Source organism: Pseudomonas frederiksbergensis, assembly GCF_000802155.2.
GTDB lineage: Bacteria > Pseudomonadota > Gammaproteobacteria > Pseudomonadales > Pseudomonadaceae > Aquipseudomonas > Aquipseudomonas frederiksbergensis_A.
This window is the reverse complement of the sequence record NZ_JQGJ02000008.1, coordinates 1-17,722: the sequence shown is the minus strand read 5'-3', so window position 1 is coordinate 17,722 and position 17,722 is coordinate 1. Positions and strand designations below refer to the sequence as shown.

The following is a 17,722-nucleotide window of genomic DNA, read 5'->3' as shown; positions in this document are numbered from 1 at the left end:
CGAGTATTTCCATGCAACTGATCTGGCTGCGCAGCGATTTGCGCGTGCATGACAACACGGCGCTTGCCGCTGCCGCCGCCCGCGGCCCCTGCGTGGCGGTCTACTTGCCGACACCGGGACAATGGCGTGCCCATGATGATGCCCCTTGCAAGGTCGATTTCTGGCTGCGCAACCTGGCGTCGCTGAGCAAGGCGTTGGAGCAACTGAACATCCCCCTGCTGATCCGCCACGCGCCCTACTGGGACCAGGCGCCAAGCGTATTGGTCGCACTGTGCCGGGAGCTGGACATCAATGCCGTGCACGTTAACGAAGAGTACGGCCTGAACGAAACCCGACGCGACAGCGAAGTCGCTCGCGCACTGGCTGGCGAGGGCGTCGAGTTTCATAGCCACCTCGACCAACTCCTGTTCAAGCCCGGTAGCGTACTGACCAAGACCGGCAACTATTTCCAGGTATTCAGCCAGTTTCGCAAGGTGTGCTACCAGCGCTTGCACTTATCCCTACCGAGCCTGGTTCCCATCCCCGCCCGTCAAGCGCTGACGGCAATTGCCAGCGATCCGGTGCCAACGCACGTCGAAGGCTTCGAGCCACCCGGGGAAACGCTGCAAGCCCTTTGGCCCGCTGGCGAGAGCGAAGCGCGGCGACGATTGGATGGGTTTGTCGAGCAGCACATCGACCATTACCTGACCGAGCGGGATTTCCCGGCGAGGCCTGGCACCAGCCAACTGTCTGCCTATCTGGTGGCCGGCGTGGTATCGCCGCGCCAATGCCTACACGCGGCGCTGCAAGCCAACCAGGGAGAATTCGAAAGCGGGAACACCGGAGCGGTGACGTGGATCAATGAATTGCTCTGGCGCGAATTTTATAAACATATATTGGTGGGCTATCCACGCGTGTCACGCCACCGCGCGTTTCGCCCGGAGACCGAGGCCTTGGCCTGGCGCCACGCCCCGGAAGAATTGACGGCCTGGCAACAGGCGCGCACCGGCCTGCCGATCATCGATGCGGCCATGCGCCAACTGCTGGAGACTGGCTGGATGCACAACCGGTTGCGCATGGTAGTGGCCATGTTCCTGACCAAGAATCTGCTGATCGACTGGCGCGAAGGCGAACGCTTTTTCATGCGCCATCTGATCGACGGTGACTTGGCGTCCAACAATGGAGGCTGGCAGTGGAGCGCCTCAACCGGGACGGATTCGGCGCCCTGGTTCCGCATCTTCAATCCCCTTAGCCAATCAGAGAAATTCGATCGCGAGGGATTGTTTATAAAGCGTTGGCTGCCGGCGTTGAACGATTGGGATAGCCGCAGTGTCCACAGCCCTAATGCCCAGCGTGAATTATTTCGCGCGACAGATTATCCGGCTCCGATTGTCGATCTGGCCCAATCCCGGGCGCGGGCTTTGGCGGCTTTCAAGCGACTGCCGTCTCGTCAGGACATGCAAATGGATTGAAGGGCGATTACCGAACATGGAATTGCTTGAGGTTGGAATGTAATTCCACCACGACTTGATGGGGTCCGACTAATATCAGGATTGCCGCATCGGAAGCGGCGTCTTGATGCTAGGAAAAAAAGGGGGCGGCATGAAAAGAAAGTATTGGCTGACGGGTGCGAACGACGGCCTGGGTGCGTCACTGGCCGAAGCACTGCTTCAAACCGGAGCGCAGCTGGCAATCAGTTCGCCACAAGCGTGCCAAACCCTTTCCCAACGTTATCCGGAACATGTCCTGGCAGTCCCCGGCAACTTGACCGACGGCCAAACAGTGCGAGAAATCGGCGAGCAGATCAACCGGCAATGGGGCGCGCTGGACACTGTCATCATCAATGCCGGAACGGCTGAGCATGTCGACGGCCAGCCGGCCGACGACTCACTGATCGAACACATCATCCGCAGCAACCTGTTGGCCGCCAGCTTTTGCATTGAAGCCGCGCTTCCTCTGTTGCGCCTGGGCACGGCACCCCATCTCGTAGGCATCGCCAGCCCGGTCACCTACCTGACACCTTCGCGTGCCGAGGGCGACGGCAAAGCGCTGCGTCAGGTATTCGAATCGGTTCGTAGCACCCCGGCCGCCAAGGGCATCGACGTTATGTTGGTCACCCCCGACCTCGCTGACTCGGCGATGAGCCTGGACGACGGGCTTTCGATATTGACCCGATGGTCAGCCGATGCGGCGGCCAGTTATATTCTGGCTCAAATGAACGAGCGGCCGGACGAAACGACGCTGCCCGCGGCCTCCATGACGGCGCTCTGGCCGCTGCCATCCTCAACCCGCAAGACCCGCGCGAACGACGACTATTGCCAGTTGGCTGGCGAATCCCCGATCAAGGGACAACTTTGACCCCCCTGGTTGCCTTACACTGCGCGCATGAAAACCATCCCCCTCGTTGAATTGCCTGCGCCGGTCATTGAGTGCTCCACCTGCGCGGCGTGCTGCTGCCAGTTGGAAGTGCTGCTGATCACCGATACCGGCGTTCCGGAACGCTTTATCGACACCGACGATTGGGGCGGGGAAGTCATGCTGAGGCTTGATGATGGCTGGTGCGCGGCCCTGGACCGCGACAGCATGATGTGCACGATCTACGAGAAGCGTCCGTTGATCTGCAGGGAATTCGAGATGGGCGCGCCGGAGTGCCTGGAAGAACGCCAGGGCATTGCAACGGCGTATCGGTAAAAGAACGAATCTGAAACTGGATTTCTGTAGGAGCGAGCTTGCTCGCTCCTACAGTTTTTTGCTGTTACAACGGCATGGTGTAATGCAGCGCGTAGCTTTCCACGCCGTCGTTGTCCGAACTGATGCCGGCGTTGGAATAGTGAGTGGCACGAATGCCTACTTCATGTCCGCCGTTGAAGCGCAGGCCGAACCCGACACGGTCTTCGAACTGGAAAGCCGAACCGAGTTTGTTGGATTCTATTTCAGTGTTTTCAAACAACGCGACGCCGATCCCCGCCTCGATGTATGGCTTCACGTTCTGGCCCGCAAACTCATAAACGAAGACTGGCGAGAACGACAGACTGTGGTTGCTGGACGTCTCGTCCCCTTCCCAGTACGTGTAGGCCCCGCTCCAGTAGCCGGTCAGGCGACCCACGTCGCTCTGCCACCAGCTCTTGTCCCAGTCGAATTGCATGCCCAAGCGATAGGTCATGGTCGAGTCGCCAGTCTGGCCGACCCCGAACTCCACGCCCGCCGCCTGTGCGGTATAAGTGTGCCCCATCAACGCAGCCGCAAACGCGGCAAAGCAGAATAAACGCTTCATTAGAAACATCCTTTTCCGACAGCCTTAGTTAATTTTTCTTACAAACAGACACAGCTATAGAAATCCACGCCAAATCAGAAGTTCAGCTGGATTCACATAATTTTCACGCTTTTTTACAGATCGAAGCTTCGCACAACGCCGGAAGATTTCCATAGCATCGGTAGGATTTTTCTCAGGTGCGCAGGATCACCGCTGCTCCAGAACTGAGTTTCACTGGCAGGCCCTTCGGCCAGTAACATCCGTTCCGCCAACAAGCGCTGAAGCTGGCGAGCCACAGCGGCGCCCGTGTCGATCAGGCTGATATCCGCCGCGACCATTTCCTTGAGCAATGGCTTGAGGAATGGGTAGTGGGTGCAGCCGAGGATCAACGTGTCGCAACCGGCCGCCAGCAAGGGGGTGACGTAGCCTTGCAACAACTGGCGCAAGGCCGGGCTATGCAGGTCGCCAGCTTCGATCAATTCCACCAGCCCGGGACAGGGCTGGGTGATCACCCGTACGTCCGTGGCGAAACGGTCGAGCAACGCGGCGAATTTGGCGCTCTGCAACGTGCCCGTTGTAGCGAGCACGCCGACGATGCCGCTTCGAGTCGCCGCGGCAGCCGGCTTGACCGCCGGTTCCATGCCGACGATTGGCCAGTCGGGGTAATCGCGACGCAGGTCCGCCACTCCGGCGACCGTCGCGGTATTGCAGGCTACCACCAACGCCTTGGCGCCCTGGCGCTGGAGAAACTCGGCAATGATCGCGCACCGCTGCCGGATGAATTCCGGACTCTTTTCCCCGTAGGGGATATGCCCGCAGTCAGCTACGTACAGCAGCGATTCATTGGGTAGCAAATGGCGAATTTCCCCCAGCACCGACAGCCCGCCGACGCCTGAATCGAACACACCGACCGGAGCCTCACTCATGTCGGGTACCGCAGACGCTGCACCCCGGATCGCGCTTGACCCGCAGTTCACGAAAACGCGTGCCCAGCGCATCGATCAACAGCAGGCGCCCCACCAGCGGCTCTCCGAAGCCGGCCAACAGTTTCAAGGCCTCGAGCGCCTGGAGACTGCCCACCAAACCCACGAGCGGCCCAAGCACGCCGGCCTCGCTACAGGTCAGCTCGGCTTCGCTCCCGTGCCCATAGAGGCAGTGATAACAAGGGCTTTCGGGGCGGCGCGGGTCGAACACCGACAGTTGGCCTTCCAGGCGAATCGCTGCGCCACTGACCAAGGGTTTGCCCGCGACGACACAAGCTGCGTTCACCGCTTCACGGGTGGAAAAATTGTCCGAACAATCCAGCACCACGTCCACTGCCGCCACGGCGTCAGCCAGGCTGTCTTCGTCCATGGCTGACGGATGGGGAACCAGTCGAACCTCGGGGTTGATGGCGGTGAGGCGACGCATCGCGGAATCAACCTTGGTCAGGCCGACGCTCTGTGTGTCATGGATGATCTGTCGCTGCAGGTTGGTCAGGTCGACCGTGTCGAAGTCCGCCAGGTGCAACTCGCCGACACCGGCGGCGGCGAGGTACAACGCCACCGGCGCGCCCAGGCCGCCCAGGCCGATGATCAATGCGCGCCCCTGCTTCAGACGCAGTTGCCCGTCGATGTCGACGTGTTGCAACAAAATCTGTCGGCTATAGCGCAGCAGCTCTTGATCGTTCAGCACGGCAGGCGTCCCAGACTGATGCGTTCGTGATTGCCGAGGTCCTTGCGGCTATGGACTTCGGAGAAACCTTGGTCTTGCAACAGCCCCCGCACCGCTTCGGCCTGGTCGTAACCATGCTCGAGCATCAGCCAGCCGCCCGCCTCGAGGTGATCGGGGGCCTGGGCCACAATGGCGCGCAAATCGTCCAGACCGTCCGGCCCCGCCACCAGCGCACTGGCCGGCTCGAAACGCACGTCGCCCTCAGCCAGATGCGGGTCGCTGGCGGCAATATAAGGTGGGTTGCTGATGATCAGCCCGAAACGTTCACCTTCCAGCGCGCTGAACCAGTGGCTGCTCAGGACCGTGACATTGCGCAGCGCCAGGCGCTGGCGATTGCGTTCGGCCAGCGCCACAGCTTCCAGCACCCGATCGACCGCCGTGACATTCCAGGCCGGGCGTTCGCTGGCCAACGCCAAGGCAATCGCGCCGCTGCCCGTGCCCAGGTCGAGGACCCGGGCCGGCGTAGCCGGCAACAACGCCAGCGCGGTTTCCACCAGCAACTCGGTGTCGGGACGCGGGATCAGTGTGTGGGGCGCGACTTCCAGGTCAAGTTTCCAGAAGCCCTGCTGCCCCAGGATGTAGGCCACCGGTTCGCCGGAACGACGCCGGCGCAGGTATTCGGAAAACAATAGCGCCGCCTCGCTTGGCACGATCCGCTCGGGCCAGGTGTGCAGGAAGCTGCGGGACTTGCCCAGGGCAGCGGCCAGCAATAACTCGGTATCCAAGCGTGGCGTAGGAGAATCCGGCAATTCGGCGGCGCGAAGCAAACTGGCGATGATGGTCATGGGGTCACCTGTACCTATTCGCCAATCGCGGCCAGTTGATCGGCCTGGTATTCGGCGAGCAAGGGCTCGATGACGGCATCGACACCACCGGCAAGGATCTCGTCGAGGGAGTACAGGGTCAGGTTGACCCGGTGATCGGTGACTCGCCCCTGGGCAAAGTTGTAGGTCCGGATGCGCTCGGAACGGTCGCCCGAGCCGACCAGCAGCTTGCGCTCGCTGGCGATGGCGTTGGCGGCGGCACTGGTCTGCTGGTCGTTGAGCTTGGCCGACAACCAGGCCATCGCCCGTGCCCTGTTCTTGTGCTGGGAGCGTTCTTCCTGGCATTCGACCACGATGCCCGAAGGCAAGTGGGTGATGCGGATCGCCGAGTCGGTCTTGTTGACGTGCTGGCCGCCCGCCCCCGAAGACCGGTAGGTGTCGATCCGCAGGTCCGCCGGGTTGATCTCGATGGCTTCCTGCTCGTCCGGCTCGGGCAACACCGCGACGGTGCAGGCCGATGTATGGATCCGGCCTTGGGATTCGGTGGCCGGTACCCGTTGTACGCGGTGGGCGCCGGACTCGAACTTCAACTTGCCATAGACGTTATCGCCCTCGACCCGGGCAATCACTTCCTTATAGCCACCGTGTTCGCCTTCGTTTTCCGAGAGGATCTCTACGCGCCAGCCGCGACGCTCGGCGTAGCGCGAATACATGCGGAACAGGTCGCCGGAAAAGATCGCCGCCTCGTCGCCGCCGGTACCGGCGCGGATCTCGAGGAAAACGTTACGCCCGTCGTTCGGGTCCTTGGGCAGCAACATGCGTTGCAGGTTGCTTTCCAGCTCGACCAGTTGTTCCTTGGCCTCGCGCACTTCCTCCACCGCCATTTCGCGCATGTCAGGGTCGCTGTCCTTGAGCAGCGCCTGGGCGCCCTCGAGGTCGCCCTGTACTTTGAGCAACTGTTTATAGGTGGCGACGATCGGCTCGACCTCCGCGTATTCCTTGGAATAGGTGCGGAATTTGTTCTGGTCGGAAATGACTTCGCCGTCGCCCAGCAAGGCGGTCAGTTCCTCGAAACGGTCCTGGAGAATGTCCAGTTTATTGAGCAGTGACGCTTTCATTGCGATTTTTTATCCGAAAAGCTATCCGGTGAAGCCTCACCGAGAGCGAAAAGTTCCTGGGCCATGGCCAGCGCGTCGAGGCGGCCTTCGGCGGTCAGCTTCTTGAGCTGGACGCTAGGAGCATGGAGCAGTTTGTTGGTCAGGCCGCGCGCCAGTTGCACCAACACCTCTTCGGCGCTGCCGCCATTGGCCAGCAGGCGCTGGGCTTTTTGCAGTTCTTCGTCGCGCAGCCGTTCGCTTTGCTGACGATACGCCTTGAGCACGTCCACCGCCGCCAGCTCACGCAGGCGCACCATGAAGTCTTCGGCGCCAACGGTGATCATTTCCTCGGCGGCCTGCGCCGCGCCTTGCCGGCTCTTCAAGTTCTCGGCAACGACTTCGTGCAGGTCATCGACACTGTAGAGGTAAACGTCGTCGAGTTCGCCGACTTCGGGCTCGATGTCACGCGGCACGGCAATGTCGACCATGAAGATCGGCTTGTGCTTGCGCAGTTTCAAGGCGCTTTCCACCGCGCCCTTGCCCAGGATCGGCAACTGGCTGGCGGTGGAACTGATGACGATATCGCTGTGCACCAGCTCCGCAGGAATATCCGACAACAGTACCGCGTGGGCGCCGAACTGCTCGGCCAGGGTGCTGGCGCGCTCCAGGGTGCGGTTGGCAACCACGATGCGCTTCACCCCGAGGTCATGCAGGTGCCGGGCGACCAGGGTGATGGTCTCGCCGGCGCCGATCAGCAGCGCCTGGCTGCGTTGCAGATCACTGAAGATCTGCTTCGCCAGGCTCACGGCGGCAAAGGCCACGGATACCGGATTCTCGCCGATGGCCGTGTCGGTACGCACTTGCTTGGCGGCATTGAAAGTGGCCTGGAACAGACGCCCCAGCAGCGGACCAACGGTCCCGGCCTCGCGCGCGACGGCGTAGGCCGATTTCATCTGGCCGAGAATCTGTGGTTCGCCCAGTACCAGCGAATCGAGCCCCGAGGCGACACGCATCATGTGACGAACGGCCGCATCGTCTTCGTGCACATAAGCACTGGCGCGCAGCTCTTCAAGGCTCAAATCATGGTATTCGGCCAGCCAGCGAAGCACCGAATCGGCCGAAACGTGATCCTGTTCTATATAAAGCTCGCTGCGATTGCAGGTGGAGAGGATCGCAGCTTCGCGGCTGTCGGTCAGTCGGCAGAGCTGCTGCAGCGCCTCAACCAGCTGCTCAGGCGTAAATGCCACGCGCTCGCGGACGTCTACTGAAGCAGTCTTGTGGTTAATACCAAGTGCAAGGAAGGCCATTCAAGGTCGCTGATGGTGACGTGAAGCCGGCAATTGTCCTACTTCGCCAGATTGAGAACAACCACCACCGACTATTGTCACAATTACCTGTGCCTATAAGGCATCCGCCGAGACTCGGTTATGTTTGGCCGATGGCTTGTGTCATGATGATCCGACCGCAGGTAAGTCGTCCTCTTCCTATATGAATAGATCTTTTGCGTTGCTCCTCGCTTTTGCCTTCCTCGGCGGCTGCCAGTCCATGGCCCCCGTTTCGACGGACGGCACGCCACCCGTCGAAGACAGCACTCCGGCTCCCGAAAAGCCAAAGGTGTATGGCTCGTTCAGCGAAGAAACCATCTTCAGCCTGCTGAGCGCCGAGCTCGCGGGCCAGCGCAATCGTTTCGACATTGCCCTGGATAACTACGTCACCCAGGCCATCAACACCCAGGATCCGGGCGTTTCCGAGCGGGCGTTTCGAATTGCCGAGTACCTGGGGGCCGACCAGCCCGCACTGGATACCGCGCTGATCTGGGCCCGGAACGCCCCGGACGACCTCGAAGCGCAACGCGCCGCTGCCGTGCAGCTGGCACGCGCCGGACGTTACGACGACTCCATGATGTATATGGAAAAAGTCCTGCTGGGCAAGGGCGACACCCATTTCGATTTTCTCGCGCTGTCTGCCGCCGATACCGACCAGGAAACTCGCGACGGCCTGAAGAAGAGCTTTGATCGACTGCTGCAACGCCACCCGAACAACGGCCAGTTGATTTTCGGCAAGGCCCTGTTGCTGCAACAGGACGGCGACTCCCAAGGCGCCCTCACCCTGCTGGAAGACAACCCGCCGGAAGCGGGCGAAGTGGCCCCTATCCTGCTGCGTGCACGCTTGCTGCAAAGCATGAACCGCGGCGACGAAGCCCTGCCGCTGATGGAAAAAAGCATCAAGAAGTACCCGGACGACAAGCGCCTGCGCCTTACTTACGCCCGCATGCTGGTGGAAAACAATCGCATGGACGACGCCAAGGTCGAGTTTTCCAGCCTGGTGCAGCAATACCCCGAGGACGACGACTTGCGTTATTCCCTGGCGCTGGTCTGCCTGGAAGCCAAGGCCTGGGAAGAAGCCAAGGGCTATCTGGAAGACCTGATCGCCCGGGAAAGCCACGTCGATTCGGCCCACCTGAACCTGGGTCGCATCGCCGAAGAGCGCAACGATCCAGAGAGCGCATTGATCGAGTACGCCCAGGTCGGCCCGGGCAATGATTATCTGCCCGCGCAGCTGCGCCAGGCCGACATCCTCATCAGCAACGGCCGGACCGCCGAAGCCCAGAGCCGCCTGGCCGTGCAGCGCGACACGCAACCGGACTATGGCATCCAGCTTTACCTGATCGAGGCCGAAACCCTGTCGGCCAACAAGCAGGGCGATAAGGCCTGGGCTGTCCTGCAACAAGCCTTGAAGCAATACCCTGATGATCTGAACCTGCTCTACACCCGCGCCATGCTGGCAGAAAAACGCAATGACCTGGCCCAGATGGAAAAAGACCTGCGGCTGATCATCCAGCGTGATCCCGACAATGCCATGGCCCTCAACGCCCTCGGCTACACCTTGTCGGATCGAACCACCCGCTACGACGAAGCCAAGCTGCTGATCGAGCAGGCTCACCAGATCAACCCGGAAGACCCGGCCGTACTCGACAGCCTTGGCTGGGTGAATTTCCGCCTGGGCAACCTCGACGAAGCCGAACGCTTGCTGCGCCAGGCCCTGGAGCGCTTCCCCGACCAGGAAGTCGCCGCCCACCTGGGTGAAGTCCTATGGGCCAAAGGCAAGCAACGCGAAGCCCGGCAGATCTGGGCCAAGTTCCTCAAGGAACAGCCTGACAGCCCGATTCTACGCAGTACCATCAAACGCCTGACCGGATCAGAGACTCTTTAAGATTATGTTTGTGCGCCACTTCATTATTTTCAGCTTCATCGCCCTGCTCGCCGGTTGCGCGGGCTTCGGCGCCCGAGAATCCGTCCAGGGCCATGGCAACCCGGCCCAGTGGCGCGAGCACAAAGAACAGCTCAGCGGCCTCGACGGCTGGCAGATAGACGGAAAGATCGGCATTCGCGCACCTAAAGACTCTGGCAGCGGTACCTTGTTCTGGCTACAGCGCCAGGATTACTACGACATACGCCTGTCGGGCCCACTGGGGCGCGGCGCGGCGCGGTTGACCGGCCGGCCGGGACAGGTTTCGCTGGAAGTCGCCAACCAGGGACGCTACGAGGCGCCCAGCCCCGAAGTGCTGCTGGAAGAACAACTGGGCTGGAAACTGCCGGTATCCCACCTGACCTGGTGGGTCCGCGGCCTCCCCGCACCGGACAGCAAGAGCCGCCTGACGCTGGACGCCGACAGTCGCTTGTCGAACCTGGAGCAGGACGACTGGCAGATCGAATACCTGAGCTATGCCGAACAAAACGGCTATTGGTTGCCCGAGCGCATCAAGCTGCACGGCAGCAACCTCGACGTCACGCTGGTGATCAAGCAATGGCAGCCGCGCAAGCTGGGGCAATGACATGACCGCTCCACGCCTGACCCTGCCCTCCCCGGCCAAGCTCAACCTGATGCTGCACATCCTTGGCCGACGCCCGGACGGTTATCACGAGCTGCAAACGATTTTCCAGTTCCTGGACTACGGCGACGAAATCACCTTCGCCGTGCGCGATGACGGTGTGATTCATTTGCACACCGAATTCGACGGCGTTCCCCACGACAGCAATCTGATCGTCAAGGCCGCAAAGAAACTCCAAGAGCAATCCGGTTCTTCGCTGGGCATCGACATCTGGATCGAAAAAATCCTGCCCATGGGCGGCGGGATCGGTGGCGGCAGCTCGAATGCGGCAACGACGCTGCTGGGCCTCAATCATCTCTGGCAACTGGGCTGGGACATGGATCGCCTCGCGGCGCTGGGGCTTTCGCTGGGCGCCGACGTGCCGGTTTTCGTGCGTGGCCACGCGGCTTTCGCCGAGGGCGTCGGGGAAAAACTCACACCGGTGGAGCCCGAGGAACCTTGGTACTTGGTGCTGGTGCCGCAAGTATCTGTAAGTACAGCAGAAATTTTTTCAGATCCACTGTTGACACGTAACTCTCCTCCCATTAAAGTGCGCCCCGTTCCCAAGGGAAACAGTCGAAATGACTGCTTACCGGTGGTAGCAAGGCGTTACCCAGATGTTCGTAACGCATTGAATTTGTTAGGTAAATTTACCGAAGCAAAACTCACCGGAACTGGAAGTTGTGTGTTTGGGGGCTTCCCAAGCAAAGCTGAAGCTGATAAAGTCTCGGCCCTTCTTACAGAGACCCTTACAGGGTTTGTAGCGAAAGGAAGCAACGTTTCGATGTTGCATCGCAAGCTGCAAAGTCTGCTCTAAAAGGAATCGAGTGCTGGGCACTCGCAGCAACAGATACAGGGGCGTCGCCAAGCGGTAAGGCAGCAGGTTTTGATCCTGCCATGCGTTGGTTCGAATCCAGCCGCCCCTGCCATTTTCCTATACTCATCCAGGTATACCCTCAGCCTTCAGGTACTGCGCGTGTCCAAGATGATGGTCTTTACGGGGAACGCTAACCCCGATCTGGCTCGGCGTGTAGTACGTCAGCTGCATATCCCTCTCGGTGACATCTCTGTCGGTAAATTCTCCGACGGCGAAATTACTGCCGAGATCAATGAAAACGTTCGCGGTAAAGACGTCTTCATTATTCAGCCGACTTGCGCCCCGACCAACGATAACCTGATGGAACTCGTCGTGATGGCTGATGCCTTCCGCCGCTCCTCGGCTACTCGTATTACTGCTGTTATTCCTTACTTTGGTTATGCCCGCCAGGATCGCCGCCCGCGTTCCGCACGCGTGGCTATCAGCGCGAAAGTCGTTGCCGATATGCTGACCGTGGTCGGCATCGATCGGGTACTGACGGTCGATCTGCATGCTGACCAGATCCAGGGCTTCTTCGATATTCCCGTGGATAACATCTACGGCTCCCCCGTCCTGGTGGATGACATTGAAGATCAGCGCTTCGAAAACCTCATGATCGTGTCCCCGGACATTGGCGGCGTCGTGCGTGCACGGGCCGTTGCCAAATCCCTGGGCGTGGATCTGGGTATCATCGACAAACGCCGTGAGAAGGCAAATCACTCCGAAGTGATGCACATCATCGGCGACGTCGAAGGGCGTACCTGTATCCTGGTCGACGACATGGTCGATACCGCCGGCACCCTGTGCCACGCGGCCAAGGCCCTGAAAGAGCATGGTGCTGCCAAGGTCTTTGCCTACTGCACACACCCTGTGCTGTCGGGTCGAGCGATCGAAAATATTGAAAATTCCGTGCTGGACGAGCTGGTGGTGACGAACACCATCCCGCTGTCCGCTGCAGCACAAGCTTGTGCGCGCATCCGTCAATTGGATATCGCACCAGTGGTTGCCGAGGCGGTTCGCCGCATCAGCAATGAAGAATCGATCAGTGCGATGTTCCGTTAAGGGCCCTGCCCTTTCCTGGATATCTCGTTGACGAAAAGCGCCCCGCCCCAACACTCATGTTGGGGCGGGGCTTTTTTGCCCATACCGCTTTGGCGTCGGTCGCAGACGCCTCTCGGATATGGCTATTTTGGAGAAACAACATGACCGATTTCATCCTGAACGCCCAAGCGCGTACCGACCTGGGGAAAGGTGCGAGCCGCCGCCTGCGTCGTCTCGCCAGCCAGGTTCCTGCCGTTGTCTACGGTGGTGACAAGGCCCCTGAGTCCATCACCATGCTGGCCAAAGAAGTGGCCAAGCTGTTCGAAGACGAGGCTGCCTTCAGCCACGTGATCGAGCTGAACGTTGATGGCAAGAAGCAAAACGTCATCGTTAAAGCGATGCAGCGTCACCCGGCCAAGCAGTTCATCATGCACGCTGACTTCATTCGCGTCGTCGCTGGCCAGAAACTGACCGCTACCGTTCCAGTGCACTTCATCAACGAAGCTGCTCCGATCAAGAAAGGCGGCGAAATCTCGCACGTGACTTCCGAGCTGGAAGTTTCCTGCCTGCCGAAAGACCTGCCTGAATTCATCGAAGTCGACCTGGCTGACGCCGAAGTCGGCACGATCATTCACCTGTCCGACCTCAAGGCTCCTAAAGGCGTTGAGTTTGTTGCCCTGGCGCACGGCGATGACAAGGCTGTTGCCAACGTCCACGCTCCACGTGTTGCTCCAGAAGCTACTGAAGAAGGCGCTGCAGAGTAATTTCACTCTGTCGCCGGAGTGACCGGAAACATCGCGGACTGGAACGTAGCGAGACAACGGGCAAGAACGCGAAGTTTACTTAACTGTAGATCCGCAATTTTCGTTCGTTGTCGCCACGCCGTCTGACCGCGACATGTTAACCACCACTCCAGGAAGGGCCCCTATCGTGACTGCCATAAAACTGATCGTTGGCCTGGGTAATCCAGGCGCTGAATACGAACAGACCCGGCATAACGCAGGGGCCCTTTTTGTTGAGCGGATCGCGCACGCCCAAGGCGTCAGCCTGGCCGCCGATCGCAAGTATTTCGGCCTGACCGGGCGTTTTTCACACCAGGGTCAGGATGTTCGCCTGTTGATTCCCACCACCTACATGAACCGCAGCGGCCAAGCCGTGGCGGCATTGGCCGGTTTCTTTCGCATCAAGCCCGAAGAAATCCTGGTGGCCCACGACGAACTCGACCTGCCTCCGGGCGTTGCCAAGCTCAAGCAGGGCGGCGGCCATGGCGGTCACAACGGCTTGCGCGACATCATCGCGCAACTGGGTAATCAGAATACCTTTCACCGCCTGCGGCTCGGCATCGGCCACCCGGGCGTTGCCAGTATGGTTTCAAACTTTGTCCTGGGTCGTGCGCCTCGCGCCGAACAGGAAAAACTCGATGCCAGCATCGACTTTGCCCTCGGCGTGCTGCCGGATATCCTCGCCGGTGAATGGAACCGCGCGATGAAAAACCTGCACAGCCAGAAGGCCTGACACTTATCCGAGGGGAAACACCATGGGATTCAATTGCGGCATCGTCGGCCTGCCTAACGTCGGCAAGTCCACCCTGTTCAACGCCCTGACCAAATCCGGTATCGCGGCCGAGAACTTCCCCTTCTGCACCATCGAGCCGAACAGCGGCATCGTGCCGATGCCCGATCCGCGCCTGGAAGCCTTGGCCGCCATCGTCAACCCCAAGCGCATCCTGCCGACCACCATGGAATTCGTCGACATCGCCGGCCTGGTGGCTGGTGCGTCGAAAGGCGAAGGCCTGGGCAACAAGTTCCTGGCCAACATTCGTGAAACCGATGCCATCGCCCACGTGGTGCGCTGCTTCGAAGACGAGAACGTGATTCACGTTTCCAACAGCGTCGACCCGAAACGCGACATCGAGATTATCGACCTGGAACTGATCTTCGCCGACCTCGACAGTTGCGAGAAACAGCTGCAGAAAGTGGCCCGCAACGCCAAGGGTGGCGACAAGGACGCGGTCGTTCAGAAGGGCCTGCTGGAGCAGTTGATCGCCCACTTCACCGAAGGCAAGCCTGCGCGCAGCCTGATGAAGAACATGAGCACCGACGAAAAGCAGGTGATCAAGGGTTTCCACCTATTGACCACCAAGCCGGTCATGTACATCGCCAACGTCGCCGAAGACGGTTTCGAGAACAACCCGCACCTGGACGTGGTCAAGGCCATTGCCGAAGAAGAAGGTGCCATGGTCGTTCCGGTCTGCAACAAGATCGAAGCGGAAATCGCCGAACTGGACGACGGTGAAGAGAAAGACATGTTCCTCGAGGCCCTGGGCCTGGAAGAGCCAGGCCTGAACCGAGTGATTCGCGCCGGCTACGAAATGCTCCACTTGCAGACCTACTTCACCGCCGGTGTCGAAGAAGTCCGCGCCTGGACCGTTCGCGTGGGTGCCACCGCTCCACAAGCCGCCGGCGTCATCCACACCGACTTCGAGAAAGGCTTCATCCGCGCCGAAGTCATCGCCTACTCGGATTTCATCCAGTACAAGGGCGAAGCGGGCGCCAAGGAAGCCGGTAAATGGCGCCTGGAAGGCAAGGAATACGTCGTCAAGGACGGCGACGTGATGCACTTCCGCTTTAACGTATGAACTAAAAAAAACCCGCGTGGCAGCACCTGCCTGCCACGCGGTTTTTTTGTGGGCGTCAACTCAGCAAATGCCATTGATCGACGTCTGGCGCTAGCCCAATCAGGCCTAACTCGGCGTCGGGAGCGGCTGCGGGCGCAAAGACCATGTTGTCTTCGCCAAGACTTTCCCGCCAGTCCCCGGCAAGCGCAATCTGGAACGAATGGCCTTGGGCGTCCGCTTGCGTATCCTTCAGATAAGTGCGATCCAATTGCGCGTTGTAAATCATCTTCAGCGTAGTGTCCGTACCCTCTCCGAAGCCGGTATAGCCCAAGGCCGAAACATCGATCTTGTCGTCAACCGTAAAGCCTTCGATAAGGTCGGCAAAGCTCTGGGTTTCGGTACGGTAGCTGTCTTCGGTCGAGAGATAGCGGAACACGTCGGCGTTCTCTCGGTTGTCGGTCCACAAGGAAATATCGACCCTGTCTCCGCCATTGAGACGGTCGGCACCCGCGCCGCCGATGATGACATCCGCTCCAGCGCCGCCGTTGATACGGTCGTTGCCTGCCAGGCCATGGATGACTTCCGATAAGGCAGAACCGGTGATCGTATCGTTGGCAGACGCACCTTCAAGAGTGGGCGCGGTGAACACCAGATGGGTGCTGTTCAATTGCCCTGCGAGATTGCCGTCCAAGGCCAGCTCGAAGCGTTGCCCAGCGGCATCGGCGTCATAGCTCTTGAGGTAGGTACGGGCGCCATCCGCGCTGACCTGGATGGCCAAGGTGCCGTCATGGCCGTCGCCAATCCCGGTGAAGCCCAGGTCAATCAAATCGATACGGTCCTCAGCAACGTCAAAATCCTGGATTCGGTCGCTGCTGTTCAGCGCGGCCGTGCGGAAGCTGTCGCCTGGTTCGGTAAAGCGGAAGACGTCCGCGCCAGCGCCACCTTGCAGAACATCGCGCCCACCGTCGCCTTGAAGTACATCATCCCCCGCCAGGCCGTGGATGATTTCGGCGGCATTGGTGCCCCGCAGGATTTCCTCACCCGCGAAGCCCTCCACATGGAGCTTGCCGTCCTGGCTGCCAAAGCCGGTGTCCAGGCTGCCGTCGGCGTTCAGGCGGATGATGCTGAAATTCCCATTGCTTGTGCCGGCAGCCACGATCCTGCCATCTGCCTGTACCGTCAAAGCCACGGGCGTATCGGCGTCGAAGCTCACCGTGCCACCGGTGCCGAAGCTGGTGTCGAAGGAGCCATCAGCGTTAAGCCGAGCTACAGTCGCCACGCTATCGCCTGCGCCATGGCCCATGACGATGACCTTGCCATCAGCCTGCACGGTCACCACCGAGTCTTCACCAAACCCCATGGCAGCGCTTAACTGCAGGACACCGTTGTCGCCAAAGCGGGTGTCCAATTGACCGTCAGGCTCGAAACGCTGCAGGGCGAACGTCGGATCGCCTACACCAGCGGCATTGTAGGCAGCCCCGACCACGACACTTCCGTCTGCCTGGACCGCAGTGGAGATTCCACCGTTGAAGAGTGGGTCTTCAGGGATATCGACATTCAACACGCCATGGTTGCCAAAGCCGTCGACCAAGGTGCCGTCACTACCCATCTTGGTCACGCTGGCCTGGTCAAAGCCACGGGCACTGACTTGGAAGGTGCCATCCATATTGGCCGTCAGATCGATGTCCTTGAAATCATGGCTGATGGCTATAGTCACGACGCCGTTCTGGCCAAAGCCGGTATCGCGTGTCCCATCGCTGTTGAGGCGCTCCACCTGTACGCCGGTGTTCAGCGCCACGGCGACGAGCACCTTGCCGTCGGGCTGCACCGCCGTCAGCTCGTAGCGGGAGGCTGGGGCGGTCGCGGCAGGTACGATATCGACGCCGCCGTCATGAAAGCGGGTGTCCAGGCTTCCGTCTGCATTCAGGCGAATGACGGAATGACTCTGTTCGTAGCCGTAGCTTTCCTCGCCTGGCGCCCCGGGATAGCCCCATGCCAGGTATTCGGTATAGCCGCCAATCAGTATCTTGCCATCGGGCTGGATAATGATGCTCTGGGCATCATCGAGCTGGCCGGTGAGGTCGACCTGGACAGTGCCGGGGCCCGTTCTCACGGTATGGGAATCCACTTTCGTGCTATCGAAGGTTGTCATGGTTTAGTCCCTTAAAAATATGCCGGATTCGTCACTCTGCAAGAGCCACAACGCTTTGTACGCGGCCCCATCAGCGGCTGGACCGATGGCTTGTAGTCGCCAGCAGGCTGGATGGTCCTTCTGCTCGGAGACATCAGCGAGCGGCAAGTTCACTTCTGGCTGAGGGAGGACGACAGATGGCTACTAACCCTCCCCTGCCCAGTTATTTCCCCAGGCAATCGGCGATCTGTAGGCAACTTCCTAAGGAATAGGAAAGCCCCTTTATAGGATGCTTCTGAATATTCAGAACGGGCGGTTTACCTATGGTATCTGCCCTTCGCCCTGCGCCACTCTGGTTCCCCTCGACAACAACACGCCACGCGCCATGAGCGTGGTACCC

General features: G+C 60.1%; 17 protein-coding genes and 1 tRNA gene. 11 read left to right on the top strand and 7 right to left on the bottom strand.

The window, feature by feature from the left end; genetic code table 11:
• The first annotated feature begins 11 nt into the window (after positions 1–11).
• The 3 genes from phrB to JZ00_RS16210 all read left to right on the top strand — a co-directional run bounded on the left by phrB (position 12) and on the right by JZ00_RS16210 (position 2,670).
• Positions 12–1,451, top strand: coding sequence for a deoxyribodipyrimidine photo-lyase (phrB, locus tag JZ00_RS16220; protein WP_039592190.1), 1,440 nt, complete (start codon positions 12–14; stop codon positions 1,449–1,451).
• A gap of 106 nt (positions 1,452–1,557) precedes the next feature.
• Complete coding sequence (locus tag JZ00_RS16215; RefSeq protein WP_235433096.1) at positions 1,558–2,337, top strand: SDR family NAD(P)-dependent oxidoreductase; 780 nt, start codon at positions 1,558–1,560, stop codon at positions 2,335–2,337.
• 27 nt (positions 2,338–2,364) lie between these two features.
• On the top strand, positions 2,365–2,670 hold the full coding sequence (locus JZ00_RS16210) for a YkgJ family cysteine cluster protein (RefSeq protein ID WP_039592192.1): 306 nt from the start codon (positions 2,365–2,367) through the stop codon (positions 2,668–2,670).
• A 64-nt stretch (positions 2,671–2,734) separates the two neighbouring features.
• On the opposite strand, the gene JZ00_RS16205 is transcribed toward JZ00_RS16210, so the two are convergent.
• From JZ00_RS16205 to hemA, 6 genes are all read right to left on the bottom strand, one after another.
• Positions 2,735–3,253 carry an acyloxyacyl hydrolase gene (locus JZ00_RS16205; RefSeq protein ID WP_039592193.1) on the bottom strand — a complete coding sequence of 173 codons (519 nt, stop codon included), beginning with the start codon at positions 3,251–3,253 and terminating at the stop codon, positions 2,735–2,737.
• Between the two features lie 113 nt (positions 3,254–3,366).
• On the bottom strand, positions 3,367–4,158 hold the full coding sequence (gene murI / locus JZ00_RS16200) for a glutamate racemase (RefSeq protein WP_039592194.1): 792 nt from the start codon (positions 4,156–4,158) through the stop codon (positions 3,367–3,369).
• Positions 4,151–4,906 (bottom strand): molybdopterin-synthase adenylyltransferase MoeB, encoded by a 756-nt coding sequence (locus JZ00_RS16195; RefSeq protein WP_039592195.1) that lies wholly within the window; start codon positions 4,904–4,906, stop codon positions 4,151–4,153. The genes murI and JZ00_RS16195 overlap by 8 nt, the downstream gene beginning before the upstream one ends.
• The gene (gene prmC, locus JZ00_RS16190) at positions 4,900–5,730 is read right to left on the bottom strand and encodes a peptide chain release factor N(5)-glutamine methyltransferase (RefSeq protein WP_039592196.1); all 831 of its coding nucleotides are present in this window, start codon (positions 5,728–5,730) and stop codon (positions 4,900–4,902) included. Before prmC ends, JZ00_RS16195 begins: the two co-directional genes overlap by 7 nt.
• Before the next feature lie 14 nt (positions 5,731–5,744).
• Positions 5,745–6,827 (bottom strand): peptide chain release factor 1, encoded by a 1,083-nt coding sequence (gene prfA / locus JZ00_RS16185; RefSeq protein ID WP_039592197.1) that lies wholly within the window; start codon positions 6,825–6,827, stop codon positions 5,745–5,747.
• Positions 6,824–8,113, bottom strand: coding sequence for a glutamyl-tRNA reductase (gene hemA / locus JZ00_RS16180; RefSeq protein WP_039592198.1), 1,290 nt, complete (start codon positions 8,111–8,113; stop codon positions 6,824–6,826). Before hemA ends, prfA begins: the two co-directional genes overlap by 4 nt.
• A 181-nt stretch (positions 8,114–8,294) precedes the next feature.
• Here hemA and JZ00_RS16175 point away from each other — a divergent pair, with 181 nt between their 5' ends.
• The 8 genes from JZ00_RS16175 (at position 8,295) to ychF (ending at position 15,212) form a co-directional block, all read left to right on the top strand.
• Entirely contained in the window at positions 8,295–10,019 is a 1,725-nt protein-coding gene (locus JZ00_RS16175) for a tetratricopeptide repeat protein (protein ID WP_039592199.1), read from the top strand.
• Between the two features lie 4 nt (positions 10,020–10,023).
• Positions 10,024–10,641 (top strand): lipoprotein insertase outer membrane protein LolB, encoded by a 618-nt coding sequence (lolB, locus tag JZ00_RS16170; protein ID WP_039592200.1) that lies wholly within the window; start codon positions 10,024–10,026, stop codon positions 10,639–10,641.
• 1 nt (position 10,642) lies between these two features.
• Positions 10,643–11,494 carry a 4-(cytidine 5'-diphospho)-2-C-methyl-D-erythritol kinase gene (ispE, locus tag JZ00_RS16165; RefSeq protein ID WP_039592201.1) on the top strand — a complete coding sequence of 284 codons (852 nt, stop codon included), beginning with the start codon at positions 10,643–10,645 and terminating at the stop codon, positions 11,492–11,494.
• A 37-nt stretch (positions 11,495–11,531) separates the two neighbouring features.
• Positions 11,532–11,606, top strand: a tRNA-Gln gene (locus JZ00_RS16160).
• 47 nt (positions 11,607–11,653) lie between these two features.
• Positions 11,654–12,595 (top strand): ribose-phosphate pyrophosphokinase, encoded by a 942-nt coding sequence (locus JZ00_RS16155; protein ID WP_003171603.1) that lies wholly within the window; start codon positions 11,654–11,656, stop codon positions 12,593–12,595.
• Positions 12,596–12,735: 140 nt separating this feature from the next.
• On the top strand, positions 12,736–13,338 hold the full coding sequence (locus JZ00_RS16150) for a 50S ribosomal protein L25/general stress protein Ctc (protein ID WP_039592202.1): 603 nt from the start codon (positions 12,736–12,738) through the stop codon (positions 13,336–13,338).
• 166 nt (positions 13,339–13,504) lie between these two features.
• On the top strand, positions 13,505–14,089 hold the full coding sequence (gene pth / locus JZ00_RS16145) for an aminoacyl-tRNA hydrolase (protein ID WP_003185374.1): 585 nt from the start codon (positions 13,505–13,507) through the stop codon (positions 14,087–14,089).
• Positions 14,090–14,111: 22 nt separating this feature from the next.
• On the top strand, positions 14,112–15,212 hold the full coding sequence (gene ychF, locus JZ00_RS16140) for a redox-regulated ATPase YchF (RefSeq protein WP_039592203.1): 1,101 nt from the start codon (positions 14,112–14,114) through the stop codon (positions 15,210–15,212).
• A gap of 55 nt (positions 15,213–15,267) precedes the next feature.
• Here ychF and JZ00_RS16135 read toward each other — a convergent pair whose 3' ends face one another.
• Entirely contained in the window at positions 15,268–17,343 is a 2,076-nt protein-coding gene (locus tag JZ00_RS16135) for a calcium-binding protein (RefSeq protein ID WP_039592204.1), read from the bottom strand.
• Between the last annotated feature and the right edge of the window lie 379 nt (positions 17,344–17,722).

Excerpts from the sequence above, each read along its gene's own strand:
- JZ00_RS16205 (WP_039592193.1), bottom strand. The coding sequence starts at position 3,253 with ATGAAGCGTTTATTCTGCTTTGCCGCGTTTGCGGCTGCGTTGATGGGG.
- JZ00_RS16215 (WP_235433096.1), top strand. The coding sequence starts at position 1,558 with ATGCTAGGAAAAAAAGGGGGCGGCATGAAAAGAAAGTATTGGCTGACG.
- JZ00_RS16210 (WP_039592192.1), top strand. The coding sequence starts at position 2,365 with ATGAAAACCATCCCCCTCGTTGAATTGCCTGCGCCGGTCATTGAGTGC.
- murI (WP_039592194.1), bottom strand. The coding sequence starts at position 4,158 with ATGAGTGAGGCTCCGGTCGGTGTGTTCGATTCAGGCGTCGGCGGGCTG.
- JZ00_RS16175 (WP_039592199.1), top strand. The coding sequence starts at position 8,295 with ATGAATAGATCTTTTGCGTTGCTCCTCGCTTTTGCCTTCCTCGGCGGC.
- prmC (WP_039592196.1), bottom strand. The coding sequence starts at position 5,730 with ATGACCATCATCGCCAGTTTGCTTCGCGCCGCCGAATTGCCGGATTCT.
- lolB (WP_039592200.1), top strand. The coding sequence starts at position 10,024 with ATGTTTGTGCGCCACTTCATTATTTTCAGCTTCATCGCCCTGCTCGCC.
- hemA (WP_039592198.1), bottom strand. The coding sequence starts at position 8,113 with ATGGCCTTCCTTGCACTTGGTATTAACCACAAGACTGCTTCAGTAGAC.
- JZ00_RS16135 (WP_039592204.1), bottom strand. The coding sequence starts at position 17,343 with ATGACAACCTTCGATAGCACGAAAGTGGATTCCCATACCGTGAGAACG.
- ispE (WP_039592201.1), top strand. The coding sequence starts at position 10,643 with ATGACCGCTCCACGCCTGACCCTGCCCTCCCCGGCCAAGCTCAACCTG.
- ychF (WP_039592203.1), top strand. The coding sequence starts at position 14,112 with ATGGGATTCAATTGCGGCATCGTCGGCCTGCCTAACGTCGGCAAGTCC.
- JZ00_RS16150 (WP_039592202.1), top strand. The coding sequence starts at position 12,736 with ATGACCGATTTCATCCTGAACGCCCAAGCGCGTACCGACCTGGGGAAA.
- phrB (WP_039592190.1), top strand. The coding sequence starts at position 12 with ATGCAACTGATCTGGCTGCGCAGCGATTTGCGCGTGCATGACAACACG.
- prfA (WP_039592197.1), bottom strand. The coding sequence starts at position 6,827 with ATGAAAGCGTCACTGCTCAATAAACTGGACATTCTCCAGGACCGTTTC.